The 25631-nt window shown below is 67.0% G+C and carries 26 protein-coding genes and 1 pseudogene; 11 read left to right on the plus strand and 16 right to left on the minus strand.

Annotated features, from left to right (window positions below; genetic code table 11):
* Positions 1–287 precede the first annotated feature (287 nt).
* The 3 genes from K0O62_RS15025 (at position 288) to K0O62_RS15035 (ending at position 3848) form a co-directional block, all read left to right on the plus strand.
* On the plus strand, positions 288–1766 hold the full coding sequence (locus K0O62_RS15025) for a biotin carboxylase (RefSeq protein ID WP_073855203.1): 1479 nt from the start codon (positions 288–290) through the stop codon (positions 1764–1766).
* Positions 1763–2932 carry a serine hydrolase domain-containing protein gene (locus K0O62_RS15030; RefSeq protein WP_073855205.1) on the plus strand — a complete coding sequence of 390 codons (1170 nt, stop codon included), beginning with the start codon at positions 1763–1765 and terminating at the stop codon, positions 2930–2932. The genes K0O62_RS15025 and K0O62_RS15030 overlap by 4 nt, the downstream gene beginning before the upstream one ends.
* Before the next feature lie 115 nt (positions 2933–3047).
* On the plus strand, positions 3048–3848 hold the full coding sequence (locus K0O62_RS15035; protein ID WP_079244314.1) for a lysophospholipid acyltransferase family protein: 801 nt from the start codon (positions 3048–3050) through the stop codon (positions 3846–3848).
* A 16-nt stretch (positions 3849–3864) separates the two neighbouring features.
* Here K0O62_RS15035 and K0O62_RS15040 read toward each other — a convergent pair whose 3' ends face one another.
* A complete protein-coding gene (locus K0O62_RS15040; RefSeq protein WP_073855207.1) occupies positions 3865–4329 on the minus strand; it encodes an SRPBCC family protein in 465 nt (154 codons plus the stop codon).
* Between the two features lie 53 nt (positions 4330–4382).
* Here K0O62_RS15040 and K0O62_RS15045 point away from each other — a divergent pair, with 53 nt between their 5' ends.
* Both K0O62_RS15045 and K0O62_RS15050 read left to right on the plus strand, forming a co-directional pair.
* Positions 4383–4772: a PPOX class F420-dependent oxidoreductase gene (locus K0O62_RS15045; RefSeq protein WP_073855209.1), complete on the plus strand. Its 390-nt coding sequence runs from the start codon at positions 4383–4385 to the stop codon at positions 4770–4772.
* A gap of 6 nt (positions 4773–4778) precedes the next feature.
* Positions 4779–5084 (plus strand): thiamine-binding protein, encoded by a 306-nt coding sequence (locus tag K0O62_RS15050; RefSeq protein ID WP_073855211.1) that lies wholly within the window; start codon positions 4779–4781, stop codon positions 5082–5084.
* A gap of 98 nt (positions 5085–5182) precedes the next feature.
* Here K0O62_RS15050 and K0O62_RS15055 read toward each other — a convergent pair whose 3' ends face one another.
* The 3 genes from K0O62_RS15055 to K0O62_RS15065 all read right to left on the minus strand — a co-directional run bounded on the left by K0O62_RS15055 (position 5183) and on the right by K0O62_RS15065 (position 9335).
* The gene (locus K0O62_RS15055; RefSeq protein WP_073855213.1) at positions 5183–6547 is read right to left on the minus strand and encodes an alpha/beta hydrolase-fold protein; all 1365 of its coding nucleotides are present in this window, start codon (positions 6545–6547) and stop codon (positions 5183–5185) included.
* A gap of 74 nt (positions 6548–6621) precedes the next feature.
* Positions 6622–7506 carry a universal stress protein gene (locus K0O62_RS15060; protein WP_073855215.1) on the minus strand — a complete coding sequence of 295 codons (885 nt, stop codon included), beginning with the start codon at positions 7504–7506 and terminating at the stop codon, positions 6622–6624.
* Positions 7503–9335, minus strand: a complete 1833-nt coding sequence (locus K0O62_RS15065) for an amino acid permease (RefSeq protein ID WP_073855217.1) — start codon at positions 9333–9335, stop codon at positions 7503–7505. The genes K0O62_RS15060 and K0O62_RS15065 overlap by 4 nt, the downstream gene beginning before the upstream one ends.
* 200 nt (positions 9336–9535) lie before the next feature.
* Between K0O62_RS15065 and K0O62_RS15070 the strand changes: the two genes are divergently transcribed.
* Complete coding sequence (locus K0O62_RS15070; protein ID WP_234800012.1) at positions 9536–10573, plus strand: D-2-hydroxyacid dehydrogenase; 1038 nt, start codon at positions 9536–9538, stop codon at positions 10571–10573.
* A gap of 145 nt (positions 10574–10718) precedes the next feature.
* On the opposite strand, the gene K0O62_RS15075 is transcribed toward K0O62_RS15070, so the two are convergent.
* Together K0O62_RS15075 and K0O62_RS15080 are read right to left on the minus strand one after the other, a co-directional pair.
* Positions 10719–11489, minus strand: coding sequence for an SDR family NAD(P)-dependent oxidoreductase (locus K0O62_RS15075; protein ID WP_073855221.1), 771 nt, complete (start codon positions 11487–11489; stop codon positions 10719–10721).
* Positions 11490–11805: 316 nt separating this feature from the next.
* Positions 11806–13038 carry an oxygenase MpaB family protein gene (locus tag K0O62_RS15080; RefSeq protein ID WP_276035490.1) on the minus strand — a complete coding sequence of 411 codons (1233 nt, stop codon included), beginning with the start codon at positions 13036–13038 and terminating at the stop codon, positions 11806–11808.
* 95 nt (positions 13039–13133) lie between these two features.
* Between K0O62_RS15080 and K0O62_RS15085 the strand changes: the two genes are divergently transcribed.
* Positions 13134–14015: a sialate O-acetylesterase gene (locus tag K0O62_RS15085; protein ID WP_073855225.1), complete on the plus strand. Its 882-nt coding sequence runs from the start codon at positions 13134–13136 to the stop codon at positions 14013–14015.
* Between the two features lie 16 nt (positions 14016–14031).
* On the opposite strand, the pseudogene K0O62_RS15090 reads toward K0O62_RS15085, so the two are convergent.
* A pseudogene (locus K0O62_RS15090) lies at positions 14032–14217 on the minus strand (hypothetical protein); the annotation flags it as partial.
* 202 nt (positions 14218–14419) lie between these two features.
* Here K0O62_RS15090 and K0O62_RS15095 point away from each other — a divergent pair.
* Entirely contained in the window at positions 14420–14842 is a 423-nt protein-coding gene (locus K0O62_RS15095) for a hypothetical protein (protein WP_131817378.1), read from the plus strand.
* A gap of 6 nt (positions 14843–14848) precedes the next feature.
* Here the strand turns inward: K0O62_RS15095 and K0O62_RS15100 are convergent, their stop codons facing one another.
* The 7 genes from K0O62_RS15100 to K0O62_RS15130 form a co-directional block, all read right to left on the minus strand.
* Entirely contained in the window at positions 14849–16189 is a 1341-nt protein-coding gene (locus K0O62_RS15100) for an FAD-dependent oxidoreductase (RefSeq protein WP_131817379.1), read from the minus strand.
* Between the two features lie 86 nt (positions 16190–16275).
* Entirely contained in the window at positions 16276–18516 is a 2241-nt protein-coding gene (katG, locus tag K0O62_RS15105; RefSeq protein ID WP_073855229.1) for a catalase/peroxidase HPI, read from the minus strand.
* Between the two features lie 54 nt (positions 18517–18570).
* Positions 18571–19005, minus strand: coding sequence for a Fur family transcriptional regulator (locus tag K0O62_RS15110; protein WP_073855231.1), 435 nt, complete (start codon positions 19003–19005; stop codon positions 18571–18573).
* Between the two features lie 219 nt (positions 19006–19224).
* Positions 19225–19809 carry a hemerythrin domain-containing protein gene (locus K0O62_RS15115; RefSeq protein WP_073855233.1) on the minus strand — a complete coding sequence of 195 codons (585 nt, stop codon included), beginning with the start codon at positions 19807–19809 and terminating at the stop codon, positions 19225–19227.
* Between the two features lie 26 nt (positions 19810–19835).
* Positions 19836–20729, minus strand: a complete 894-nt coding sequence (locus K0O62_RS15120) for a manganese catalase family protein (RefSeq protein WP_073855235.1) — start codon at positions 20727–20729, stop codon at positions 19836–19838.
* A gap of 224 nt (positions 20730–20953) precedes the next feature.
* Positions 20954–21382, minus strand: coding sequence for a type II toxin-antitoxin system Rv0910 family toxin (locus K0O62_RS15125; RefSeq protein WP_073855236.1), 429 nt, complete (start codon positions 21380–21382; stop codon positions 20954–20956).
* Positions 21383–21493: 111 nt separating this feature from the next.
* A complete protein-coding gene (locus K0O62_RS15130) occupies positions 21494–22222 on the minus strand; it encodes a TetR/AcrR family transcriptional regulator (protein WP_165777148.1) in 729 nt (242 codons plus the stop codon).
* Positions 22223–22314: 92 nt separating this feature from the next.
* On the opposite strand from K0O62_RS15130, the gene K0O62_RS15135 reads away from it, so the two are divergent.
* Positions 22315–22926 (plus strand): DUF5701 family protein, encoded by a 612-nt coding sequence (locus tag K0O62_RS15135; RefSeq protein ID WP_234800001.1) that lies wholly within the window; start codon positions 22315–22317, stop codon positions 22924–22926.
* Here K0O62_RS15135 and K0O62_RS15140 read toward each other — a convergent pair.
* Positions 22923–23114 (minus strand): hypothetical protein, encoded by a 192-nt coding sequence (locus tag K0O62_RS15140; protein WP_131817380.1) that lies wholly within the window; start codon positions 23112–23114, stop codon positions 22923–22925. The genes K0O62_RS15135 and K0O62_RS15140 overlap by 4 nt on opposite strands.
* A 243-nt stretch (positions 23115–23357) precedes the next feature.
* Here K0O62_RS15140 and K0O62_RS15145 point away from each other — a divergent pair, with 243 nt between their 5' ends.
* Positions 23358–23930, plus strand: coding sequence for an FKBP-type peptidyl-prolyl cis-trans isomerase (locus tag K0O62_RS15145; protein WP_073855239.1), 573 nt, complete (start codon positions 23358–23360; stop codon positions 23928–23930).
* Positions 23931–23981: 51 nt separating this feature from the next.
* Here K0O62_RS15145 and K0O62_RS15150 read toward each other — a convergent pair whose 3' ends face one another.
* On the minus strand, positions 23982–24656 hold the full coding sequence (locus K0O62_RS15150) for a Crp/Fnr family transcriptional regulator (protein ID WP_073855241.1): 675 nt from the start codon (positions 24654–24656) through the stop codon (positions 23982–23984).
* A 277-nt stretch (positions 24657–24933) separates the two neighbouring features.
* Between K0O62_RS15150 and K0O62_RS15155 the strand changes: the two genes are divergently transcribed.
* Entirely contained in the window at positions 24934–25614 is a 681-nt protein-coding gene (locus K0O62_RS15155) for a cutinase family protein (RefSeq protein ID WP_073855243.1), read from the plus strand.
* Positions 25615–25631 lie beyond the last annotated feature (17 nt).

Below are 25631 nucleotides of genomic sequence, written 5' to 3' on the forward strand. Positions count from 1 at the left end.
TGCTATTTGTGTTGCTACTGCGTTGATACGAGATTGGCCCACAGCCGGTGCGTCGCGCCTATGGCGCCTGACGCATCGTTGCCACAGATGTGACACATGCCACTCGACCTGCTTCTACCGCACGGTAACAAGTTGCCATAAGTGTAATGGGCGTTATGAAATACTTCAAAGCGGCAGCTCGGGGCGGGTGCACCCGCCTGAATGCCAACCGTCGGCGTGTTTGCGGTCACGTCGGGACCGCGGCCTTCGTGCGTGACATGGCCACGGGTCGGGCGCACACTGGTGCAATGGAGGCACCTGGGCGACCCGGGCCAGAGTCGGGTCGCGTGCTCGACGGCCTGTCAGACGTCCGTGCGTTCTTTCACAACAACACCACTCCCCTGTACTTCATCTCGCCGACCCCGTTCAATCTGCTGGGTATCGACCGTTGGGTGCGGAACTTCTTCTACCTCAACTACTTTGACTCTTTCGAGGGTGAGCATCCGCGGGTCTTCGTGCCCCGCCGGCGCGACCGCGTCGATTTCGGGTCCATGGGCGATGTGTGCAACCACCTCCTGCAGGATCCCGAGACGCTCGATTTCGTCGCGCAGCGCGGCCGTGGCGGCAAGGCCTGTTTCGTGATGCTCGACGAGGAGACCCAAGCTCTCGCCCACCAGGCCGGACTCGAGGTCATGCATCCGCCGGCGGACCTGCGGCATCGCCTGGACTCCAAGCTCGTCATGACGAGCTTGGCCGATGAGGCGGGTGTGCCGAGCGTGCCGCACGTGATGGGCCACGCCGGCTCCTACGACGAGCTGACAGCACTCGCGCACAGCGCCGGGCTCGGTGATGACGTCGTCGTCGAGATCGCCTATGGCAACGCCGGCAGTGGAACATTCTTCGTGCGCGGCCGGCGGGACTGGGACCACTGCGCCGGCCGGCTGACCGGGCAGAACCTCAAGGTCATGAAGCGCATCCGCAACGTCGAGGTCTGCCTGGAGGGCACCGTGACCCGCCACGGCACGGTGATCGGTCCCCCGATGACGAGCCTCGTCGGGTACCCGGAGGTGACCCCGGGCAGGGGCAGCTGGTGCGGCAACGACATCTGGCGAGGGGCGATGCCGCCGGCCCAGACGCGCGCCGCACGAGACATCGTCGCCAAACTGGGCAGTGTGCTGCACCGCCAGGGGTACCTCGGCTACTTCGAGGTGGACCTGCTGCAGGACCTGGACTCCGATGAGCTCTACCTCGGCGAGGTGAACCCGCGCCTGAGCGGCGTCAGCCCGATGACGAACCTGACCACCGAGGCCTACGCCGACATGCCGCTGTTCCTGTTCCACCTGCTGGAGTACATGGATGTCGAATACGAACTCGACATCGACGAGATCAACTCGCGCTGGGAGCGCGGCTACGGTGAGCACGAGGTCTGGGGTCAGCTGATCATCTCCGAGACCGCCCCGGATGTGGAGATCTTCACCTCCACCCCACGCACGGGTGTGTGGCGTCTGCACGACGACGGGCACGTTTCATTCGCGCGCCCCGGCAATGATTGGGCGACGCTGCTCGACGAGTCCGAGGCCTTCTACATGCGTGTCGCAGCACCGGGCGAGATTCGCTGTGCCGGAGCTCAACTCGGCGTACTCGTCACTCCCGGGCACCTGCAGACCGACGACTACCAACTCACCGAGCGCTGCCGGCACTGGATCCACGGCCTCAAGTCGCAGTTCACCTCGACTCCGCTGTCGCCGACCACCCCGATGGTGTCGCGATTGGTCGCCCGCGCGTGAGCAGCCCCCCGGCCGGCATCTCGCTGGCCAACTGGCTGTCGGAGCCCTACGCGCACTGGGCATTCCAGCACGTGGACGACTTCGTGCCGACCGCGGTGATCTCGCGTGGGACCGGGCCGGTCGCGGCGTTGGACCCGGCCGACACCCCACTCGGTGACATCCGTCTGACCGACAGCACCGGCGCGCCCACCACCGTCGGCGCCGTCCTGGCGGGCACCGCGACCGACGGATGGGCGCTCGCTGCCCGGGGCTCACTGCTGGCCGAGGATTACTTCGAGGGCTTCACCCCCCACACCCGGCACCTGCTGTTCTCGGTGAGTAAATCGCTGATCGGCGCCGTGGTCGGGGTGCTGCACGGACACGGTGCGATCGAACTCGACGCACCGGTGACCACCTATGTTCCCGCCTTGGCGCACTGCGGCTACGCCGGTGCGACGGTGCGCCACCTACTGGACATGAGGTCCGGTATCGCCTTCTCGGACAACTACCTTCATCCCACCGCGGAGATACACCTGCTGGACCAGGCGGTCGGCTGGGCACCGCGCACCAGTCCGGACGCCCCGTCCTCGCTGTATGACTTCCTGCTCACCCTGCGGCAGAAGACGGCCCACGGCGGGCCGTTCGAGTACCGCTCGTGTGAAACCGACGCCCTCGGATGGATCTGCGAGATCGCAAGCGGCCGGCGGATGCCCGCACTGATGTCGGAACTGCTGTGGAGTCACATCGGCGCTCGCAGTGACGCGACCATCGGCGTGGACGCCGACGGCACGGGTTTCTTCGACGGCGGCGTCAGCGCATGTCTGACCGACCTGATCCGGTTCGGGTCGCTGTTCCTGCATGACGGTGTTTCCCTGACGGGCCAACAGGTTGTTCCGGCGGCATGGATCGCCGACACGCTCGCGGGCGGGCCCGACTCGCGGCAGGCGTTCGACGCGGGCCCCGGCGAGAACCCGATGCCCGGTGGCATGTACCGCAATCAGGTGTGGTTTCCGCGCGCGGGCAACAACGTCGTGTTGTGCCAGGGCATGCGCGGTCAGCTGGTCTACGTCAACCGCAGCGCCGGGATCGTCGCCGCCAAGGTGTCCACTCAACAGGACGCCGGGGACGCACAGATGCTGCTGGACACGCTGCGCGCATTCGACGCCGTGGCAGACGAATTCGGCTAGAGCCGCACCATGGCGCCGGTATCGGCATCCTGCGGCAGCGAACCAGACGGTTGAAGCTGCGCGGGAAAGGGCATCCCGCTGGTGCTGCATCACAGCCTCGGCCGAAGGGGGCGTCATGGACGACGACACCAACAGCGAGATCGCCAAGTGGGATCCGGCCATGGCGCAGCGGATCAGCAATCTGATCGGGCCGATCGTGTCGCGCTACTTCCGCGCCGATGTCAAGGACATTGCGAATGTGCCGGCGACCGGTGGAGCACTGGTCGTCGCCAATCATTCCGGAGGAGTGCTCACCCCCGACGTACTGATCTTCGCCCCGGCCTTCTACGGTGCCTTCGGCTACGACCGGCCGCTGCACATCCTGGCGCACTACGGGGTGCTGATGGGACCGTGGGGATCGATCCTGTCGCAGGCCGGCGCCATCGAGGCCTCACCGGAGAACGCCGAGACCGCGTTGAGATCGGACGCCGTGGTCCTGGTCTTCCCCGGGGGCGATTACGACGCCTTCCGGCCCTCCCAGTCCGCCAACGTGATCGACTTCGAGGGCCGCACGGGCTATGTCCGCACCGCGCTACAGACCCGTGTGCCGATCGTGCCGATGGTGTCCATCGGCGGTCAGGAGACCCAGTGGTTCATGGCGCGCGGCGACAGACTGGCGCGGCGTCTCGGTCTGCACCGGATCCGGTTCAAGGCACTGCCACTGACCTTCGGCCTGCCGTTCGGGCTCACCACCGTGCTCCCGGCCAACATCCCCTTACCTTCGAAGATCGTGATGCGCGTGCTGCCGCCCATCGATGTGACCGAGCAGTTCGGCGAGGACCCCGATATCGATGAGGTCGACGCGCACGTGCGGGCGGTGATGCAGACCGCTCTCGACGAACTGGCCCGACAACGACGGTTCCCGATCCTGGGCTGATGCCCAGAGTCGATGATCAGGACGACGTCTCGGCGGCAAGCCGCGCGAGCGTGTCAGCGAGTTGATCCTCGGTGACGAGCGGAAACTTCACCTTCTCCCGCAGTTTCTTGTCGGTGACCTTCGACCAGTCGTAGGTGTGGCGGACCAACGTCTCGCCGGGTCCCTGCGGTTCCAGTTCCCACAACCATTCCCACCCGGGCGGTTCGGTCCCGGCCGGCGCGGTCTTCCAGGCCAGCAGCTTGTCCTTCACATAGCCGGACACGTGGTTGTCGGTCTTGTACTCACCGCCCATGTGATCGCCCTGCATGTTCATCGTGAACACATCGCCGACCTTCTGGATCCGATCGGCATGGTCCACACTGCGGATGAATCCGGATCCGTCGAGCGCCGGGTGCCGGTTGGGGTTCGAGAGGATGTCGAAGACCGCATCGACCGGAGCTGCGATGGTTCGTTCGACAGTAACCTTGGTGTCTTCGCTCATAGGTTGTCACTGCCCATACTCACCCGTCCGGAAACGTTCCCGAGAGGATCCGCATGGTCGCCATTCCCGAAGGTTACGAATCGCTGCTGGAACGCCCGCTGTATGGGCACCTCGCCACCGTCCGGCCCGACGGCGCCCCGCAGGTCAACGCGATGTGGTTCGCCTGGGACGGGGAAGTGTTGCGCTTCACCCACACCAACAAGCGGCAGAAGTTCCGCAACATCTCGGCCAACCCCGCCGTGGCGATGTCGGTGATCGACCCGGACAACCCGTACCGCTATCTCGAGGTGCGCGGCGTGGTCGAAGAGATCGTGCCCGATCCGACCGGAGCGTTCTACCTTGAACTCAACGATCGCTACGACGGGCCGCTGACCGAGCCCCCGGCAGACAAGGCCGACCGGGTGATCCTCGTGGTGCGCCCGACCGCCTTCAGCAAGCAGTAGCCGATCATGCTGGTGGCATTCAGCGTCAGCCCCTCCGGCGGCGACGAGGACGGCAGCGTCGGTGCCGCGGTGGCCGAGGCGGTCCGGGTGGTACGGGCATCTGGTCTGCCCAACGAGACCAACGCCATGTTCACCAACATCGAAGGTGAGTGGGATGAGGTCATGGCGGTCGTCAAGCGGGCGGTGGACGCCGTGGCGGCCGCCTCCCCCAGAGTCAGCCTGGTTCTGAAAGCCGATATCCGTCCCGGCCACGTCGGGCAGCTCACCGCCAAGGTGCAACGTATCGAAGATGCGCTGGGGCCGGGTATCTGAGGTCAGGTCCCATCTGCCGGCGGCCGGCCCAAGTAGTGAAAAGTGGCTCCACCGGTCCATTCTCGTCCCACCTTCGGTGTCGGTGTCGTCGCCTCGCGCTAGACACTGCCTCCCGCGCGGCCCCCACCGCCGGCGGGACGCAATCGGGCGATGATGCCGTCCAGGTCACGGCGGAACATGTCGGGCCGGAAGACGTGGCCGCCGGGGACCTCGTGGGCTTCGTGCGGAATACCGGCGGCGCGCAACCGGTCACGGAATTCGCGTTGCCCGGCCAGCACCTGGGTCTCGTTGACACTGTCGAACCAGTTGAGCGGGTCCGGACTGGTCCCGGCCACCAGGAAGATCCGCTTGTTCTGGTAGCTGGGAATCCGCTCGATCGGGTTGTCGGCGCTGACCCGGGCCCGATCCCAGTTCGGCGCGCCGTAAACCGTTCCTCCGGCCAGGTCCAGGACCGCCGAGGTGATATTCGCCCAATGCACCACCAGTCCGAAGTCCCGGCGCAGGCTGGCCGGGCCCGAATGCGCACTGACCGAGGCGAAATGGCCGTAGTACCTGGCGGCGTACTTCAAGACCCCGAAGCCGCCCATGGAGAATCCGGCGACCGCGCGACCGTCGTACTCGGGGTAGGTCCGGAAGTTCGCCTCGATCCACGGGAGCAGTTGCGCGATGTGGAACGTCTCCCAGTTCCGCGCGCCGACGAAGGAGGTCACCGGGTTGGAGTACCAGCCGGCGTGCCCACCGTCGGGCATCACGACGATGATCGGTTTCCCCGCCGTCAGACCGCGGATGCCGAGGAAGTCGAACTGGCGGAAATCCTCGTTGCCGCCGTGCAGCAGATACAGCACGGGATACGTCCGCCCGCCGGTCCGGTAGTCCTCGGGCAGCAGCACATTGACCCCCGGGTTCCAGCCGATCGCGGCGGTCTGGAACCGGTAGTACCACAATCGGGGGTCGTTCTCGTTACGGTCCACGATGCGCAGTCCGAACCCGTCACTGCGTCCGACGAAGATGACCAGCACCTGCCCGACGTTGATCACGGCAGGGTCGGCGATGCCGTTGACCGAGGCGATCAGCGGATAGAACGAGGCATCGCCGTAAAATCGGGATGCCGACGCCGACAACGTATCCCCGGCTGCCATCCGGTATCTGGCGATCTCCGGGATGACGAGTCGCTGCCCCACCCCGAGTGCACTGGATTCGGGTATCCCGCTGGCGCCGGCGATCAGCCAGTCCAGCTGCGCGTCGCCGTAGAAGCGCGTCGCCAACGCCGACAACGTATCCCCGGCCACCGCCGCGTAGCGGGTGTAGTCGGGAAAGACCAGCCGCTGACCCACGCTGAGCGTGTTGGGATCGGGTATGCCGGCGGCGGTGGCGATCAATCGGTAGAGGTCCTGGTCGCCGTAGAAGCGCAGGGCCAGCGCCGACAACGTCTCCCCCGGGACCACCGTATGAGTTCTGACCATGACATTCCCCCTAGGCCACCTCCGCTGAGTTCGATTGTGCTCGCGGACCGGCGGGAAATGTCCGGATTATCCGACTACGAGGAGCCTGCATCCCGACTGCGCGGCACGATCATCGTCGGCACCGGGGCGTGGCGCAGGATCCGCGCCGCCGCCGAGCCGAGGAACACCTGTGCGGCGGGCCCAGCCGCACCGGAACCCAGTACCAGGATGTCGCCCGGCCCCCACTCGATGCCGTCGACCGCATCACGCCACGTCGGCCCGGACCCGACCACCACCTCGGCGGCGACCGATCGGATCTTCTGAAGCTGGGCCGCTATTCCGGCCTTGGTCCGGTCCGCCCACTGCTTGATCACCAGGTCCTCGGCTGCTGGTTCGATGGCACCGCTGTACATCGTCATCGGACGTACGGTGAACGAGGCGATGCGCAGTCGCGTCCCCCACCGCTGAGCCAGCTGCGCACTGGTCGCGATCAGACCCACCGCATCGGCCTGCCCGCCATAGGCCACCGTGAGTCGCCGGATCTGGCCGGCCTGTGCGGGATAACCGCGGGGGGCGATGGCGACCGGCAGCGCTGCGGTGTGCACCAGCCGGTCGGTGACGCTGCCAAGCGCGATGCGGCCCAGCAGCCCCGCCGAGGACGAGCCCACCACCACGAGATCCGCGTGCACCTCCGCGGCGAGCTCGGTCAACCCCTCCGGGATGGATCGGGCCTGGTGCACCACCCGCCACACATCGAGCTCGCCGAGGTACTCGGCGGCCAGCCGGTTCAGGACGCCGTTGGTCTGGTCGCTGAGGAACTGCAGGTAATCGTTCTCCGCGGGGTCCGGCCTGGCCGGCCAGGGCCGCTCCACGATCGCCGCGGCCACGATCCGGGCACCGGTGCAGCGTGCCAGTTGCGCCGCCAGATGCAGCGGAGCCGGCCCCTGACCGCTCGCACTGAACCCCACCAGGATGGTCACTCTCGAACCTGTTCCACTGCAACGGACTTGGCGACAACGTGGGTGACCGGCACCGTGAATTGAGTACGGGCCCGGTCGATCACATCGAAGCGGTGCCATATCGAGAACTCCGGCGGCAGGGTCGCGATCACGATATGGTCCGGACCGAACCTGGTGGCGGCGTCCTCCAGTGCGCGTAGCGGGCGGTGGTCACCGAGTTCGCCCTGCGCGTCCAGGTTTTCACCGTGCAGCGTGGCCAGCACCGCGTCGAGCCTGTTCCGCGCCGCCTGTTCGGTCGCCTCGGTGACGTCCCGTGGGCCGTGGGTGGCGGCCGCTCCGGTGTCGACCGGGCTGGCCGGCACCACCACCAGGAAGGTCGATTCCCGGTCGGTCCCCATCCGGCGCAGTTCGTCGCGCAACTCCTCAGAATCCACGGTTCGGTTGGCCAGCACCAAGACCCGGCGGGCACCACCGACGGGGAACTCCGGCCGGTCCGGCCCGCCGAGCGGGCGGCGTTTCACGAACCACTTGTTCACCGCGAAGAGCCCGATCACCACCGCCCACGACAGCAGACTGAGCATCAACTGAGACCGCAGTTCCCGGTCGATGAACATCTGCACCAGGATGCCCACGATGCCCAGCGCGGTGAGGACGGACAACACCGGGAACAACCACATCTTCACCCGCAGTTCCGAATCGGGGGTCCGGTAGCGCAACACGATCTGTGAGATCGCGATCAGCAGGTAGACGAACAGGATGATCGCACCGCTGGAGTTGAGCAGGAACGCGAAGATGGTGTCGGGCGAGACGGCCGCGGCGATGACACACAGGAACCCGACCACCGAGGACGCCAGGATGGCGTTGGCCGGGACACCACGCCGGGTTACCTTGACCAGCGACGACGGCGCCTCCCGTCGCGCGGCGAGCACGAACAGCATCCGGGACGAGGTGTACATGCCCGAGTTCAGACAGCTCAGCACCGCCGTCAGCACCACCGCGTTCATCACGTGGTCGGCGTACGGGATGCCCATCGCGCTGAAGGCCGCGACAAACGGTGAGGCGGCTACGTTCTCGTCGTTCCACGGGACGATGGTCACCAACACCAGCACCGCCCCCACGTAGAACACCAGGATGCGCAGGATGACCGAGTTGGCGGCCCTCGCGACGGCTCGTTCCGGGTCCTTGGATTCCGCCGCGGCGATGGTGGCGATCTCGGCGCCCACCATGGAGAAGATGACCGTCACGATGCCCACGGTGATCACCCCGAAACCCATCGGCATGAAGCCGCCGTGACTGGTCAGGTTCGAGAAGTCGGCGGATTTATCCGGCCACAGCCCGAAGATGAACGCCGTGCCCGCCGCAATGAAGGCGATGATGGCGGCGACCTTGATGCCGGCGAACCAGAACTCGAACTCGCCGTAGGACGATACCGAAAAGAGGTTGGTCGCAGTCATCAGGACCATGAACACCAACGCGGACAGCCACAACGGGACATCGATCCAGTACTGGATGATCTTGGCGCCGGCGATCGCCTCGAAGCCGACGACGATGACCCAGAAGTACCAGTACAGCCATCCGACGGAGAAGCCCGCCCAGTCCCCCAGGGCGTTGCGGGCGTAGTCGGCGAACGAGCCGGTGGACGGGTTGGCGACGGCCATCTCGGCCAGCATCCGCATCACCATGATGATCAGCACGCCCGCCATCCCGTAGGTGAGGAAGACCCCCGGGCCGGTGTCGCGGATGACGACGCCGGAACCTACGAACAGGCCCGCGCCGATGACGCCTCCGATGGCGATCATGGTCAGCTGACGCTGACTCAACGCCTTCTTCAAAGTGGGTTCCGCGCTCATGGAAACCTCCGCTCACGGTGGAGACGACACCGTCGTATACCCACATACGCGCCGCGTCACTCCCTCGAGGCGTTCTGCCGCCGACGCAGTCGTCGAGCCCGTCGCCCATGATGGGAGACGCTGTTGGACGACTGAGTCCCCCTCCGCACAGAAGAGGCGTCATCTTGGCCCCACATCCCACCCGTGCGCGTCTCGACCGCCTGCGCGTCGTGGCGTCCACCCCGGTCAGCGAAGCACTGGTCAGCCACATCGTGGCGCGCGAGCCGCGAATCGACTTCGCCCGCGACGAGGCGCTGCTCCCGCCGCAGCGTTTTGCCGGCGACCATGCCGGAGACCCGGCGTTCCGGCGCACGGCCGAACAGCAGCGCGCCTTCGAGGACCTGGTCGACAGTGCACAGGCGCTCTACGGCGTGCCCGACGAGCACCCGGCCGCGCTGCAGCGCACGGTGCGCAACAACCCGGATCTTCGGTGGGTGCACACCATGCCCGCCGGCGGTGGCGCTCAGGTCAAGGCCGCGGACCTCACCGCGGACGAACTCGGCCGGATCGCCTTCACCACCTCCGCCGGTGTGCACGCAGAACCGCTGGCCGAGTACGCCCTGTTCGGGCTGCTGGCCGGAGCCAAGACCCTGCCGCGCCTGCTCCGCCAGCAGCGCGAAACCCGATGGACCGACCGGTGGGAGATGGGGCTGCTGAGCACACAGCGTGTCCTTCTCGTCGGCCTCGGCGGTATCGGCCGTGTCGTTGCGGCCAAACTCGCCGCACTCGGCGTCACCGTGGTGGGCACCAGCCGCTCGGGCGAACCCGTCGACGGCGTGCAGGAACTGGTACACCCGGACAACCTGGTCGACGCCGCAACCGATGTGGACGGCATCGTGGTCAGCCTGCCCGGCACCGCGGCCACCGATGGCCTGGTGGACGCAAAGGTGTTGCGCGCGGCCAAGCCCGGTTTCACCCTGGTCAGCATCGGGCGGGGCGCCGTCATCGACGAACCGGCCCTGATCGACGCACTGCGCGACGAGCACGTGGGTTTCGCGGCCCTCGACGTGTTCGCCGCCGAGCCGCTGGCCACCGACAGCCCGCTGTGGTCAGACCCCCGGGTACTGATCAGCCCACACACCGCGGCGCTCAATTCTGCCGAGGATCGACTGATCGCCGAACTGTTCGCCGACAACGCAACCCGGTTCCTCGACGGGCAGCCGCTGCGCAACCGGGTCGACACGGTCGAGTTCTACTGACCGCCGGCGGTGTATCTCGCGATGACCGAAGGGGGACAACGGCTTCCGATGTCGGCAAGCGTCGGCGACCACCACCCCGCATCGGTCACCGCGCCCGGTGCGGAGCCTCCTGCCGGTACGGGTCGCCGGCAGGAGGCCGCGCGGATCAGCCGGCCAGGATGCCGCCGTCGATGGGGTAGATACCGCCGGTGCAGTAGCGGGACCGGTCGGACACCAGGTACAGCACCAGGTCGGAGACCTCCTGTGCCGTCGCGATGCGCGGGATCGGCTGGCTGGCCATCCACTCGTCGAAGTCGAAGTACGGGTTCTGGGCCATGATGACCTTCTCCTCGTCGAGCATCGGGGTGTCCACCGAGGACGGCGCGATGGCGACGACACGGATGTTGTCCGCGGCGTACGTCAGCGCGGCCGACTTGGTGATGCCCGCGACGCCGGCCTTACTGGCCACGTAGCCCGCATAGCCCCAGGTGCCCTTGACGCCGAAAACCGAAGAGATGTTGACGATCACGCCGCCACCGGCACGGCGCATGGCGGGTACCGCCGCACGCATGCCGCGGAACACACCGGCGAGGTTGGTGTTGATCACTGCGTCCCAGTTCTCGTCACTGAGCGAGTCGACCGGTTCGCACATCACAATGCCGGCGTTGTTGAGCAGGATGTCGACCTTGCCGAACTCCTTCTCGGCGTCGGCGATGACGGTCGTCCAGTCCTCGGTGGAGCGGACGTCGAGGTGGCGGTAGATGGCCTTGCCCCCGTTGCCCTGGATCTCTTCGGCGACGGCGGTACCCAGTTCGTCCCGGATATCGGTGACGACCACGTTCACGCCGGCCGCGGACAGCGCCCGGGCATGCGAGGCACCCTGGCCACGCGCACCACCCGAGATGACGGCGGTCTTACCTGCGAGGTCTTCAAACATGTCAGAGCTCTTTCGTTCGTATTGACGGGTCCGGCGGTCCCGTTGGGGCACAGCGAAATTCGGATCAATGCCACCATCGTCGTCGCCGGCCGCGGTCCCCCACCGAGGTTCCGACAGCCGCTTCTCGGGCAGACGACATGATCACCGGAGCAATGTTCCTACAAATGATGAAACACCGCGACCCGAGGATCGTCAAGACCCGGTTCGGGCGCGTCGGTGGAGCACCCACAAGACTGCCGGCCCAGACGACGAACGGGCCGGACCCGGAATTTTCTGCAGCTCAGCGCAATGCGCCGAGCGATGACCCCCGGGTGGGCTAAGCCACCCGGCTCACCTGCGCCGCGGATTCTCCGATCGTGGCATGGCCATCACCGATCATGGTGCGCAGCAGGGCTTGTTGCTCCCGCTCTCCACGTCGCGCCGCGCGGTCCATCCCGCCGGGCATCGTCATGTCCACGGCACTGCGCGCCACATTGACGGGCAGCCGCAACAACGGATACCACGGCGGGACGAAGGCCGGAAGCCCGAGCATCCGCATCGCGCGCGGACCGAGGAAGGCGCTCGTCACCGACAGGTGCTGGGCCCGCGCCATCCGGCGACGCAGCGCCCGCAGATTGTCGTAATGCCAGGCCAGTGGATCGTCGGCCATCGGCGTGGCCAGTTGACGTGTCGTCTCGTCGGGCGCCGACAGGGCCGTCAGGGTGTGGTAGAGCACCCGGATACCGTCCCGGAAGTTGTGCGGCAGCCATTCGTCCTGCACGCCGATCAGCCAACCGACATAGCGGGTCAGGTGCGCGACGGCGTCCAGGTCCTGCGGCGAACTGAGGATGCCCATGCCGAGGCTGGCGGCCGGCGGGGCGATGAGCGCGCCGATCAGGGTGGCCGCCATGTCGGTCTGGTTCACCGGCACACCCCACTCGTCGGCGCGCCAATCGGGCATGGCGCCCACATGCCTGCGCACGAAGGCGTGGATGAGGCGGACCCGGATGGTGGACTGGTATCCGCCACCGAGCGGCTCCAGACCGCCCTCGGCGATCACATCCATGGCCCACTGCATGGTCTCGGCGAAGCGCTTGTTCGACCCCTTCTCCAGGGCACCGGTGCGCAGCAGGGTCCTGTTGAACCCGGAGAACTGGTAGCCGCCGAGCAGCGACACATCACGCGCGACGTACATGCCGTCGGCCCCGCCCCGCCGCATCACCAGTTGGCCGCGGCGGATGATCTCCGGGTCGACCCAGGACGGCGTGGCCTCGATGTCGGTGAAGAAGTCCTTCAGCGGCTGCGGAGCGTCGGGCACGGCGGCGATGCCTTCGCGCAGCGCACGGTCGAACAGCGGCCGGGTCTGCGCCAGCCCGGTGTCGACCATCCAGTCCAGCAATCGGTCCATCGGTTCGTCGCCGACGGTGAGCCGCTCCCCCAGTCGGCGCCACTTCCGATCCGACGGTTTACGGATTCCCAGGCCGAAGGCCAGCAGCTTGATCATTCCCGGCACCGGACGTGGGCCGGCGGGATGCCGGGTCGGGATACCCGTGGACACGACCATGGTCATCGACGCTCCCCTTTGAGCTTTTGACAACGTATGTAGTCAGTAGGGTACGCGGCGCGTGGCCACTGTCAACGAACCGGGTGGGTACTGTGCTCGCCATGCGCACGCCCCGCAACCCCGACGGCGACGCGCCGCTGTGGCGGCGGGCAGGAATGGAACTCAAGAGCTTCGTCCGGCGCCGGCTGGCGGACAGGGGTATCGCGGTGAGGCCGCCGGACCGGCCGTACCTGGTGGTGCCGATCCTGGGCCAGTCGAACGCCTTCGGCATGGGGCTCCCGCTGGATCGCGACGGGGCCGACAAACCCCACCCGATGGTGCACCAGTTCGCCAACAGCGGGCCGTCCAAGAACACCGTGGTACTCGGAGCCGATCCGCTGTTCCATGAAACACCCTCGTGGCGTGTCGGTTTCGGTGTCACCTTCGGCAAGGCGCTGACCGAGGAGACCGGCCGCGCGGTCCTGCTGGTGCCGTGCGCCCGCGGTGACACCAGCTTCCATCCGAAGAACGGATACACCTGGGACATCGCCGACACCCGCACCCGACGAAACCTGTACCGGGAGTCGGTGCGCTCGATCGATGCTGCCCTGGCCGCGTACCCGGGCAGTACGGTGGCCACCGTGCTGTGGCACCAGGGTGAATCCGATGTGCCGCTGATGTCCGGCGCGGACTATCAACGCAAACTGGACACGCTGTTCGGTGATCTCCGAGACCGCTATGGCGCTCAGACCCCGATCATCCTGGGCGGCATGGTGCCCGAGGAAATGGAACTCAGCGGCAAGGATTACACCGCCATCAACGCCGTGCATGAGGACACCCCGCGTCGACTGCCGCGGACGGCCTTCGTGCCCGGCAATCGCGACTCGTACAACAGTGCCGTCGACCGGCACTACAACGCGACCGGTATCCGTGCGCTGGGTCGCGACATGTGGCTGGCCTACCGGCAGATCGCCGCCGACGACCTGCACAGCCACCGCCGCTGAGTCACCCCGGTACCGACACACCGGCGCGGGCGGCCCGTTCCTCCGCAGTTCCCCTGGTACGGCGGACTTCTCGGCGCCATGCCATCAGGTTGGCGACCAGCTCGGCACGGCGGCCCTCTGGTATCGCCGGATCGGTGGCCCGCCAGCGGCGTCCGTCGATGACGATGAAGTGCCCATCGTCGGTGGTCGCCGGTTCGCCCATCGACTCATGGTAGGCCGGGCCTGTACCGGGTGCGGCGCATTCGCCAAGGGCACCAACACATCCTGCTGCCCGGACATCGCGATGTGTGACACCGCCGGGAGCACGTGCTTAAGGCCGGCCCAATCCGGGTAACACACCGGAGTCGATCCTTCCGTGCAGTCTCGGTACTGCACGGCAGCCGCACTAGAGAAACGAGCCTCGTATGACCGTCGTTCACACCGCCCGCCGTCTGCCGATCGCGGCCGCCATTGCCGGCGTCGTCCTTGTCGGCGGGCTGACCGCCTGCAGTTCCGACAGCGACAGCGGCACCTCGACCGAGACGTCGACGACCGAATCGACGATGACCACCATGACAACCGAACCGGAGCCCACGACGATGGCCCCGTCATCACCGATGGCGCCGGCCCCTGCTCCCGGCGCCGGGGCCGGCGAGGGCGGGGCCACCGCAGGTGTCCCGGGCGCCGGAGCCGGTGCCGGACCCGGCGGAGCCACCGCAGGTGTCCCGGGCGCCGGAGCCGAAGCCGGACCCGGCGGAGCCACCGCAGGCGTCCCGGGCGCCGGAGCCGGTGCCGGACCCGGCGGAGCCGGTGCGTGCGTCGGGGACCTCTGTGTCGGCACGCCCTAACCTGCGCTAGCAGCGCCTCGCCCCCCGGCGGGTGCCCGCGGCGACGCGGGCCACCCGGCCGGGGGTGACCAGGGCCGGCCCGGAATCCACGCCCTGCAGAACCCGCAGAAATGTCTCTGTCAGCACCCGGTCGAATGATGCGACTGCCATGAACCGGGTGGTGTACGCGTTGAAGACGCGTTGGGGCCATCTGGCCCATCCATCGACCGGGGTGACGGCGAAGTCGTTGAGCCGATTGCCCTGCCACAGTGGGGCGATCCGCTTGGCCGCCGCGCGGAAGTATGCCCGGCCCACCTCCTCGGCCCCCGTTTCGGCGACGGTCTTGTGCAGTACCCGGGCCTGCAGCGCCGCCGACGTCATCCCCTGGCCGTACACCGGATTGAGGCTGCACACCGCATCGCCGATCACCAGCAGCCCGTGCGGGAGCGCCGCCAGCTTGTCGTATCGCCGCCATACGCTGCTCGGGTACCTGCGGTGCTGCACGCTCCCGATGGGCTCGGCCGCGCGCAGCATCGCACCGAGGTGCGCAGGCAGGTGGTGATCTGCGCCGGCGAGAATTCCCGCCCGGTCGGTCGGCAACTGGTGCCCGGCCACGCCGATCAGGGTGAAGATGACCGTGTCGGCTTCATAGGCGATCAGACCGGCGCCGGTGGGCCGATGTAACGACGGGCTGATAATGGCCACCTTCTCATGCATATCTGCCGACACCCGGAACAGCTGCGTGGCGTAGGTCAGCTGCACCCGGTACGTATGCTCGTCTGGACGGCGAAAGCCGTTATCGGCCAGCCATGCCGGGGTGCGCCCGCCACGCCCGCCGGCGTCCACGATCACGTCGGCAGGCAGTTCGCGCTCACGGCCGGTGGCCCGGTCGCTGACGCGTAGCGCAGCGACCGCACCGCCGCGTAGCACCGGCCCGATCGCGTCGTGCCCGTCCACGACATCGACATTGGCCAGGGCGCGCACCCGGTCGCGGACGACGGACTCGAGCAGGGGCCGACTGGCGAGCACGATGTTCAGCGCATCGGGGTCGGCCAGCGAGCCGTCCCGCAGCAGGGCGTGCCCGCCGATTTCCAGATACGCCTGCGACAGATCGCGGGTGTCGAGGGCCGGAGCGCCCTTGCGGAGCAGTTCGGTTGCCAGTCCAGGGAAGAACTCCTCCAGAACACGGAGCCCCGAGCTGAGCAGCTGGTGCAGATGGTTGCCCTGAGGCGCCCCGGGCCGCTGACCGACGCCTTCGGGTAACGCGTCGCGTTCGACGACGGTGACCGAGTCGAAGGTGTCCGCGAGCGCGCGGGCGGCCAGTAGACCGGAGATACTCGCCCCGCACACCACCGCTCGCCTCGACACCGCATCCTCCTCGGCCCGTCATGAGCGAAGTGGTGGTGCTCGCCGGGACGAACACCACCACTTTCGCGCTTCTCGACAGCGAGCGATCAGTCCAGGTCGAACCGATCGTTGTTCATCACCTTCACCCAGGCGCTGACGAAGTCCTCGACGAACTTGGCCTTGTTGTCGTCCTGGGCGTAGACCTCGGCCACCGCGCGCAACACCGAATTGGAGCCGAAAACCAGGTCATTTGCCGTCGCCGTCCACTTCACCTCACCGGTGCCGCGGGCATACCCGGTGTAGACATTCTCCGCCGACTCCGAACCCTTCCATTCGGTGCCCATATCAAGCAGATTCACGAAGAAGTCGTTCGTGAGGGCGCCCGGCCGGTCGGTGAACACGCCGTGCTTGGTGCCGCCGTGATTGGCTCCGATGGCGCGCAGACCGCCGACCAGGACGGTCATTTCCGGGGCGGTCAGGTCCAGGAAGTACGCCTTGTCCACCAGGAGTTGCTCGAGTGCGGTCTTCTCCCCGGGGCGGACGTAATTGCGGAAGCCGTCGGCCTGCGTCTCCAGCACGGCGAAGGATTCGACATCGGTGTCCTCCTGGCTGGCGTCGGTCCGGCCCGGAGCGAAGTGCACCTGAACGTCGAAGCCGCCGTCCTTGGCAGCCTTCTCCACCGCCGCCGAGCCTGCCAGCACGATCAGGTCGGCCAGCGAGATCTTCTTGCCGCCGGCGGCGGATGCGTTGAAGTCCTGCTGGATCTTCTCCAGGACCGGGAGCACCTTGGCGAGCTCGGAGGGCTCGTTGGCCTCCCAGCTGCGTTGCGGCTCCAGCCGCAGCCGGGCACCGTTGGCGCCACCACGCTTATCCGTGCCGCGGAAGCTCGCCGCCGATGCCCATGCGGTCTTGACCAGTTGCGGCACCGCCAGCCCGGACTCGAGCACCTTGCTCTTCAGCGCGGCGATGTCCGCCTCGTCGACCAGTGGATGATCGACCGCGGGAACGGGGTCCTGCCACAGCTGGGGCTCGGCGACCCACGGACCGCGGTACCGGCTGATCGGCCCCATATCGCGGTGCATCAGCTTGTACCAGGCCTTACGGAAGGCCTCGTCCATCTCTTCGGGATGATCGAGCCAGCGCCGGGTGATCGGCCCGTAGATCGGGTCGACGCGCATCGAGACATCGGTGACCAGCATGGTGGGCTTGCGCGGCGGGCCGCCGAACGGATCCGGGATGGTCGCCGGGGCGTCCTTGGCCTCGAACTGCCAGGCATCACCGGGGCTCTTGGTGAGTTCCCACTCGTTGCCGTACAGGTTCTCCAGGAAGGCATTGCTCCACTGGCTGTTGGTGCCGGTCCAGATCACCTCCAGGCCGCTGGTGATGGTGTCACCGGCGTTGCCGGTGCCGAACGGGCACTTCCAGCCCAGGCCCTGCTGCTCGATCGGTGCGCCCTCGGGCTCGGGGCCGACGTCGTCGGCGCTGGCGCCGTGCGTCTTACCCAGGGTGTGACCGCCGACGATCAGCGCCGCGGTTTCCTCGTCGTTCATCGCCATCCGCGCGAACGTCTCGCGGATATCGTGGGCCGCGGCCAACGGATCCGGCTTCCCTTCCGGCCCTTCGGGATTGACGTAGATGAGGCCCATGGTGGTCGCACCGAACGGCGCGGCCAGCTTGCGATCGGAGTCGTTGGTGCCGCCGTAACGCGCGTCGGTGCCGAGCCAGGTGTCCTCCTGGCCCCACAGCATCTCCTCGGGCTCAAAGATGTCCTCGCGGCCGAACCCGAAGCCGGCGGTCTCGAACCCGGACTGCTCCAACGCGGCATTGCCGGCATACGCGATCAGATCGGCCCAGGAGATCTTGTTGCCGTACTTCTGCTTGATCGGCCACAGCAATCGGCGCGCCTTGTCCAGGTTGGCGTTGTCGGGCCAGCTGTTGAGCGGAGCGAAGCGCTGCGCACCCTGACCGGTGCCACCACGCCCGTCGAAGATGCGGTAGGTGCCGGCGGCGTGCCAACTCATCCTGATGAACAGACCGGCGTAATTGCCGTAGTCGGCGGGCCACCAATCCTGCGAAGTCCTGATCAAATCGATGACATCTGCTTTGAAGGCGTCGAGATCGAGCTTGGCGAATTCGGCGGCGTAATCGAAGCCCTCCCCGAGTGGGTTGCCCTTCGGGTTCTGCTTGTGCAGCACGGACACGTCGACCTGTTCCGGCCACCAGTCCTTGTTGGTCAGCGGTGCATGCGCCTTGGGGGTCGGCGTGTCGATCGCCGGATTCTCCGATTCGCTCTTGCTCTGGGTCTTGGCGCCGGACTGCGGAGGCCGGGCATCAGAGGTGTCAGACATCTTCTCGCCTTTCATCGGTCGTGTGCAGGCTGCACTACGTTTTCAGGAGGTAACTCAGGAGGAGGTCCGCGCTTTCACGCAGTCAGGACACAATCCCCAGTAGATGACCTCGGCTTCGTCGATGTCGAAGCCCAGGTCGTCGGAGGCTGTCAGGCAGGGGGCATCGCCCACGCTGCAGTCGACGTCGGCGATGGTGCCGCACGATCGGCACACCACGTGATGGTGGTTGTCACCGACTCGGGATTCATAGCGGGCAGTCGCCCCCGCGGGTTGGATGCGGCGGGCCAAACCGACTGCGGTCAGAGCGTTGAGCACGTCATACACGGTTTGACGGGAGATATCGGGCAGCTGTCGTCGAGCCGCGTTGAAGATGACCTCGGTGTCCGCGTGCGGATTCTGATCGACAGCGTCCATGACGATGAGCCGCGGCCGGGTGACGCGTAGTCCGGCCGCCCGTAATGCCGTCGCACTCCCCGGGGCGTGAACCATCTTCTCGAGTCTGGCCCCTCTTCTGGAAGGTATCAAGTTTTTCGCGAAATTCGTTGCGGGTCACAATGATGCAACTCAGGTGCGCCCCGGATGCCAGCACAGGAGTCGGGCGGCGAGCCGGCCTACGCCGACCCGCCGCCCGTGGAAGCAGCAGAATTATTGCCGGATAACGTTATTCGCTACGCGACAATACGGACCGCGATGCACGGCCGTCGGTCTTCAGTGAATCTGCGGATCGGGCGGGTTGTCCGCCGCTCGTCCGGTCGCGGCATCGCGAATGTGATCCACCGTGGCTGCGACCATGCCGACGGTCTTGAGCGCGGCCGGACTCGGCGGGGTGTCCGGGTGCGGACGAGTGGGCGCAATCTTTTTGGCCCGCTCCAGCTTCTCGCCCAGTTTCACCAACTCTTCCCGGGAGACCGCCGCCTCGAACTGGGGCCACACGACCTCCTGCTCGAACGAGATGTGGTCCCGGCCCAGCTGGACGAACTGCTGCAGCGCCTCCTGGTAGTCGGGCTCCCCGGGTTCGCCGTCCTCCAGGCGCTGCAGCAGCTGTTTACCGAGTTGCTCCTGCTCCACCGCCTTGTCGGCGAGGGCGTCTCCGTTCTCCACCGCATCGCGCACCGCAGGCCAGAAGTACTGCTCCTCGATGGCCTCGTGCTGGGATTCGGCGATGACCAGGTTCGTCACCATCGTCTTCAGCCCACTGCTCGCCGCTCCGGTGCCTCCCGGGGCGCCGTCGAGCACCTCGAGCATGCCCAGCACGCTCTTGTGGTCCTCGCGCAGGAAAGTCAACGCATCCATGTCTCACTCCTCTCCGGGACGACGGGTCAGCTGGTGGCGGTGTGGTGCTCGTGGGTGAACGGCTTTTCGGCATCGATGCCGGGCTGTCCGTCCGGGTTCTTCTCGGCGCCGGCATTGTTGCGCAGCGAGGTGCCCAGCCACTGTTGTTCGGGCTTCTCGACGTAATCCCATTCGATGCCTTCGGGCCACGGACCCTGTCCCTCGTTCCACGGGCCCCGCACCGAGCCGTGTCCGTTGCTCATGTTGAATGCAACATTCTGGAAGCGGGGATCCCCCGGCAGCTGTCCCGGCGGGAAGTTGACCGGCAGTTCGTTCAGCGCGGCGGTGAACTGTTGGTAGTGCGCCACCTCGCGCGACATCAGGAACGTCAGGGTGTCCTGCACCCCCGGATCGTCGGTGAACTGCTTGAGGTATTCGTAGACCACCTTGGCTCTCGACTCGGCGGCCAGGTTGTTGCGCAGATCGACTGAGGGGTCGCCGTTGGCGTCGATGAAGGCACCGGTCCAGTTGTTGCCGGCGGAGTCCTTGACATCCGGACCGCCGCCGCTGAGCACCAGGAACATCGGGTTGACCGCGACCTGGTGGATCGCCTGCTCCTTGCCGGTCTTGGAGGCGACCGCGGGCATCCAGTCACAGCGCTGGTGAGCGATCTTGAGATCGTCGTTGAGCCCGTCCAGCAGCATGGTGATCGTGGTGCCGACGATCTCGAGGTGGCTGAGTTCCTCGGTCGCGATGTCCATGAACAGGTCGTACATCTTCGGGTTCTTCTCCCTGAGCACGAACGCCTGGGTGAAGTACTGCAGCGCGGCTGTGAGTTCGCCGTTGGCGCCACCGAATTGCTCCATGAGCAACGAAGCGAAACGCGGGTCCGGCTCGGTGACCCGGACTTCGAACTGTAGATCTTTGTTGTGAGTGAACACGACGCCTCCCGGCACGATCGATCGAGATCGCAATCTCGTCTCCGAAATTGCTCGAATCAGTGGGTTCCGGCGATCCGGTGGGCTGCAGATCGCGGTACCCGACGTGTACCCCTCACTCACCAGATCAAACACCCGGGCACGCTCCCTACCTGACGGGTGCTTCGAAAACCATTGTTCGGCAACGAATTAGCGCGGTTATCCCGAAAACGAGCAAAACCGCGGGATCAGCGCAGTGCCCCGAGGTTCTGGACGGAGTTGCGCACATCGGAGGTGATCACCTTGGCGACCAGTGCCCCGACCGGCCCGCTCAGCAGTCCCCCGGACAGTTCGGCCAGCAGATGAAACGTCGATCCGGGCCGGTCATCGGCCACCCGCATGGTCAGCCCGATGTGCACCCCTCCGCGCCCTCTGCCCTGCAGCCTGATCCGGCTGGGCTCGTCGTATTCGGTCACCTCCCAGTGGATGGTGTTGCGAAATCCCTTGACCTTGATGAGGGAAGACACCTGCGTGCCTTCGCCGATGACCGCAGGGGGAAGGCCGCGCCAGCCCGCGAAGATGGTCAGCCATTCGTCGAATCGCTGCAGATCAGATGCCAACTTCCACGCCTGGTCGGGCGTCAGATCCGACGAAACCGAAACATCAACCTTGGCCATATTCCCCGTACTTCCTCTCCGGTTCGGTGCTGTTCCGGCGTCGGGTACCCGAATCGGGCCGTCCCGTCACGTGGTGGGGCCCATTCGGCGATGACGTCCCCGACGCGCAGGTCAACGCGTCCGATCCAGCCCGTCCAGCAGCAGTTCGGCCGTGTAGACCAGCGCCGCCCGCGGATCCGCCGCGGCGTCGGCGGCCACGGCGGCCGCCGTCCCCACCCGGGATGCGAGCGGGAACTCGCGGCCCCGCATGGCTTCCGCCAGGGCCGGGGACACCTGCTGCCACCACTGATTGTCGTCACGGAAACTGGCCGCGCGGGCCCGTTCCAGTCCGACCTGGTTGCGCGCCATGGCCGACGCGAGCCCGAGCAACCCGGCCAACGCATGGTCCATCTGCACATCGGTCAGACCGATGCCGTCGAAGGCGGCGAGTTCGGCCTCGTACTTGGCGGTCGCGCCCGGACCCGGCACCAACCGGTCGGCCGGAATGTCCAGCGTCCATGGCTCGGCCACCGCGGCGTCGTAGTTGCGTTCGGCGACGAACAACGCGGCGCTGCGCCAATCATCCTGTGCGGCTGGAAGATTACCGTCGACATAAAGGTCGCCGGCATGCGCATCCACCATCAGCGCCAGCAACTCCGCCTTACCCGGCACATGTGAGTACAGGCTCATCGGAGCCGCGTTCAGTGCCGTCGCCACGCGACGAATGGTGACCGCTGCCGCCCCGTCGACCCGGGCGATCGCGCGGCCGGCGTCGACGATCGCACTCAGCGACAACCCGGATCGCCCGACCGGGCGATCCGGGTCCCACAGCAGGCGCAGGAGCCGTATCGGGTCGCTCACGCCATCAGTCGCACTGGACATCATCCACCTCTTCCGTACACTGTACGGTACAGCGTACGGAAGGCCCGGCCGCGTCATCCGTTTGGAGTCCCATGTCCCTATTGCATCAACTGGACCTGCTACTGGCCGCCGGTGTCGCCGAAGCCGCCGCCGTCAGCGCCGATGAACTACGCGGCTACGCGGCCGTGCTACCGGACGGACCCGATGTCGTCCTCGCGGTACATCCCCGGCTCGCGTCGGCCCGCGCGCTCGCCGCGCTGCTGCGTCATGACGGCCGGACCGGCTTCGTCGTGAGCGACATGACCGATCTGGACGAGTTCGTGCCGACCGGCGGAGTCTGCATCCCGGACGCTCCGTTGTACCTGGTCCACGACGTCGACCGCGGCGACGACATGCGCAACTGGAGTCCGGACGAGTCGCTTCCCGCGCTACAACAACGCGGACGGACGCCACTGACCATCAACGAAGGGATCAGTTGGCTGCTTCAGGAGCCGAAGCAGCTCGAACCCAACCACTGCTTCATGACCATCGCATCCCGCAAGCCCAAACCCCGCGGTCTCGACGCCAGGACCCCGGCGATCTGGATCAGCGGCGGGACGGGTCGCGATGGGACCGACCGCCGCGGCGCCCCGAAGGTCGGCTGGTGCTGGGCGGGAAACCGGCACCTGGCTGGGCATGGCCTCGGCATCACGGCGCAGCCCTAGTTGAGGGTCCCGGCTTCCACATCCCCGCGGCGCACGCGCACCTGGAAACTCTTTTCGCCCCAGCCGTCGGACAGCTCGAAATGCACCCGCTTGGGGCTGCCGAAAAGCGTGGTCGTGGTGACGGTGCCGGTGGCGCCCTCGGGTACCACCGGTACGTCTATCCCCTCGATCCGCCGACGTGCGGTCACCACGTCACCCTTGCGAAACCCCATTGTCTGCGATCCCCTCGTATCGCCTCACGCTGCATGCGGCCCTCGCCGCGCAGCCCTCCCTTATTCATGGTGGCCAAGGTCCGATTGTGCGCAAACGTTTTTCCCGCGAAGCCGCAGCCGACCCCGGCCGCGAAGAGGCACGCCGGTAGCGTGGCGAAGGTGAATTGTTCTCGCGTACCTTCCTCCATCGCGCTGCTGGCCGGTGCCGCAGCGATTGCCATGACCGTCTCGGCGTGCGGTTCGGACACTCAGAGCGCTGCCTCGACGAGCTCCTCCACCGCGACCGAAGACGCGTTCGACCTCCCGGCCACCGACATGGCCCCGGTGGCGAGCCCGTGCCCGTCGGCGGCCCCGGAGTCCTCGGGCGCACCCGAGTGGACGCTGTCCGGCGCCACCGGCAGCATCGCCGTCACCGGCTCCACCGACGCGGCCGCACCGGTCGTGGACGTCGAGGGACCGTTCAGTGTCACCGAGACCCAGGTGCAGACCCTCAAGGAGGGTGACGGACCGGTCGTCCCGGAGACCGCGACGGTGTCGGTCTGCTACATGGGTGTCAACGGGCGCGACGGCAACGTCTTCGACAGCAGCTACCAGTCGGGCTCCCCGGTGGACTTCCCGCTCGACGGCGTCATCCCCGGATTCCAGAAGGCCATCACCGGGCAGAAGGTCGGATCGACCGTCGCCGTCGCGATGACCTCCGCGGACGGCTACGCCGAGGGCCAGCCTGCCGCGGGCATCCAGAAGGGTGACACGCTGATCTTCGCGATCAAGATCCTCGAAGCCGCGAACTGAGCCGGTCCGCCGGCCGCAGCCTCCGGGCCGTGGCCGGCGGGACGGACAAACCTATCGGGCCCGACGCGCCAGTTTCGCCGGTTCGAGTACGAACACCGTCTTGCCCTGCTGGCGGATCCATCCACGGTTGGCGAACTCCGAGAGCGCCTTGTTGATGGTCTCGCGCGAGGATCCGACCAACTGCGCGAGTTCGAGCTGGGTCAATTCGTGGTCGACCCGCAGCACATCGTCCTCGGAGCGGCCGAAGCGTTTCGCGAGATCGAGCAGCTGCTTGGCCACCCGGCCCGGGACGTCGGTGAAGATCATGTCGCACACGTCGTCGTTGGTGCGGCGCAGACGCCGCGCGAGTACCCGCAGTAGCTGCTCAGCGATCTCGGGGCGCTCGGTGATCCAGCCCGACAGTGCCTGTCGCGCGACCGCCGCCACCCGCACCTGGGTCAGCGTGGTCACCGTCGCGGTGCGTGGCCCCGGATCGAACAGCGCCAGTTCACCGAACGTCTCGCCCGGGCCCATCACCGCGATCAGGCTCTCACGTCCGTCCACCGACCGTCGGCCGACCTTGACCTTGCCCTCGACGAGCACATACAACCGGTCGCCGGGCTCGCCCTCGGTGAAGACCGTGTGGTTGCGCCGGAAGGTGATCCATTCCACCTCGGATTCCAACGCCGTCATGGCGTCCGCATCGACATCCTGAAAAATGGCGGTGCGCGCCAAGACCGCGTTCAACGAGTTGCCTTTCCGGACCGGTACTGGACGACGGCTCCCCCTGCGCGGCCGCCGACAGCCGGGGCACGCAACAGAAGAAACACTACAGTTAAGCGGTCCCGCGTAAGTTACGAGGGGTTAAGCCCGGAGCAGCAATCCGACTGGGTCCGAGCCTGGCGCACTGACGTGCGCCCGTTGAAGAATAACGTGCGTCAATTCCGTCCGTGGCAGGCCGTCCGCGGCGGTCACTACCATCGGCGGACAGCACCTGTCGGCAGCACGGAGGAAGGCACACACGATGCGAATTCGGTTCCGGTCGGTCCCTGCTCTGCTGGCCTCGGCCGCCCTGGCCGGCGCGGGCATGCTGGCGGGCCCCTCGCCTCGGGCCACCGCCGAACCGTGCCCGGACATCGAGGTCGTCTTCGCCCGCGGGACCACCGAACGCCCGGGCCCCGGCAGCGTCGGTAACGCCTTCACCGAGGCACTGCGCGGCCAGGTCGGCGAGAAGAGCGTCGACCTGTACCCGGTCAACTACCCGGCGAGCCACAACTGGCCGACGGTGGTGGACGGGGTCAACGATGCCAGTGCCCGTATCCGTCAGGTCGCGACGGCCTGCCCGGACACCAAAGTGGTACTCGGCGGGTTCTCTCAGGGCGCCGCCGTGGCGCAGTTGGTCACCGCGGATCCGCCGACGATCCCGCCGAACTCGTTCGCCTTCGGCACCACCACCCCGCTCGCGCCCGAGGTCGCCGACCAGGTAGATGCCGTGGTGCTGTTCGGCAAGCCGAACGACCGTTTTCTGTTCCTGATCGGGCAGCCCAACGTACCGGTGGGGCCGGCGTTCGCGGCGAAGACCCTCGACCTGTGCGCGGTCAACGACCCGGTCTGCTCGGACGGTCTGGACCCGGTCGCGCACAACCTGTACACCCGCAACGGCATGGTGACCGACGCCGCCGCCTTCGTCGCCGCACGCGTCTGAGACCACGGGATTTCAAG

Source organism: Mycolicibacterium diernhoferi (assembly GCF_019456655.1).
Classification (GTDB): Bacteria; Actinomycetota; Actinomycetes; order Mycobacteriales; family Mycobacteriaceae; genus Mycobacterium; species Mycobacterium diernhoferi.

Bases quoted from the DNA above. Each gene is read 5' to 3' on its own strand.
- K0O62_RS15025 (WP_073855203.1), top strand. From the start codon at position 288: ATGGAGGCACCTGGGCGACCCGGGCCAGAGTCGGGTCGCGTGCTCGAC.
- K0O62_RS15035 (WP_079244314.1), top strand. From the start codon at position 3,048: ATGGACGACGACACCAACAGCGAGATCGCCAAGTGGGATCCGGCCATG.
- K0O62_RS15040 (WP_073855207.1), bottom strand. From the start codon at position 4,329: ATGAGCGAAGACACCAAGGTTACTGTCGAACGAACCATCGCAGCTCCG.
- K0O62_RS15045 (WP_073855209.1), top strand. From the start codon at position 4,383: ATGGTCGCCATTCCCGAAGGTTACGAATCGCTGCTGGAACGCCCGCTG.
- K0O62_RS15050 (WP_073855211.1), top strand. From the start codon at position 4,779: ATGCTGGTGGCATTCAGCGTCAGCCCCTCCGGCGGCGACGAGGACGGC.
- K0O62_RS15055 (WP_073855213.1), bottom strand. From the start codon at position 6,547: ATGGTCAGAACTCATACGGTGGTCCCGGGGGAGACGTTGTCGGCGCTG.
- K0O62_RS15065 (WP_073855217.1), bottom strand. From the start codon at position 9,335: ATGAGCGCGGAACCCACTTTGAAGAAGGCGTTGAGTCAGCGTCAGCTG.
- K0O62_RS15075 (WP_073855221.1), bottom strand. From the start codon at position 11,489: ATGTTTGAAGACCTCGCAGGTAAGACCGCCGTCATCTCGGGTGGTGCG.
- K0O62_RS15080 (WP_276035490.1), bottom strand. From the start codon at position 13,038: ATGACCATGGTCGTGTCCACGGGTATCCCGACCCGGCATCCCGCCGGC.
- K0O62_RS15085 (WP_073855225.1), top strand. From the start codon at position 13,134: ATGCGCACGCCCCGCAACCCCGACGGCGACGCGCCGCTGTGGCGGCGG.
- K0O62_RS15095 (WP_131817378.1), top strand. From the start codon at position 14,420: ATGACCGTCGTTCACACCGCCCGCCGTCTGCCGATCGCGGCCGCCATT.
- katG (WP_073855229.1), bottom strand. From the start codon at position 18,516: ATGTCTGACACCTCTGATGCCCGGCCTCCGCAGTCCGGCGCCAAGACC.
- K0O62_RS15110 (WP_073855231.1), bottom strand. From the start codon at position 19,005: ATGGTTCACGCCCCGGGGAGTGCGACGGCATTACGGGCGGCCGGACTA.
- K0O62_RS15115 (WP_073855233.1), bottom strand. From the start codon at position 19,809: ATGGATGCGTTGACTTTCCTGCGCGAGGACCACAAGAGCGTGCTGGGC.
- K0O62_RS15125 (WP_073855236.1), bottom strand. From the start codon at position 21,382: ATGGCCAAGGTTGATGTTTCGGTTTCGTCGGATCTGACGCCCGACCAG.
- K0O62_RS15135 (WP_234800001.1), top strand. From the start codon at position 22,315: ATGTCCCTATTGCATCAACTGGACCTGCTACTGGCCGCCGGTGTCGCC.
- K0O62_RS15145 (WP_073855239.1), top strand. From the start codon at position 23,358: ATGACCGTCTCGGCGTGCGGTTCGGACACTCAGAGCGCTGCCTCGACG.
- K0O62_RS15155 (WP_073855243.1), top strand. From the start codon at position 24,934: ATGCGAATTCGGTTCCGGTCGGTCCCTGCTCTGCTGGCCTCGGCCGCC.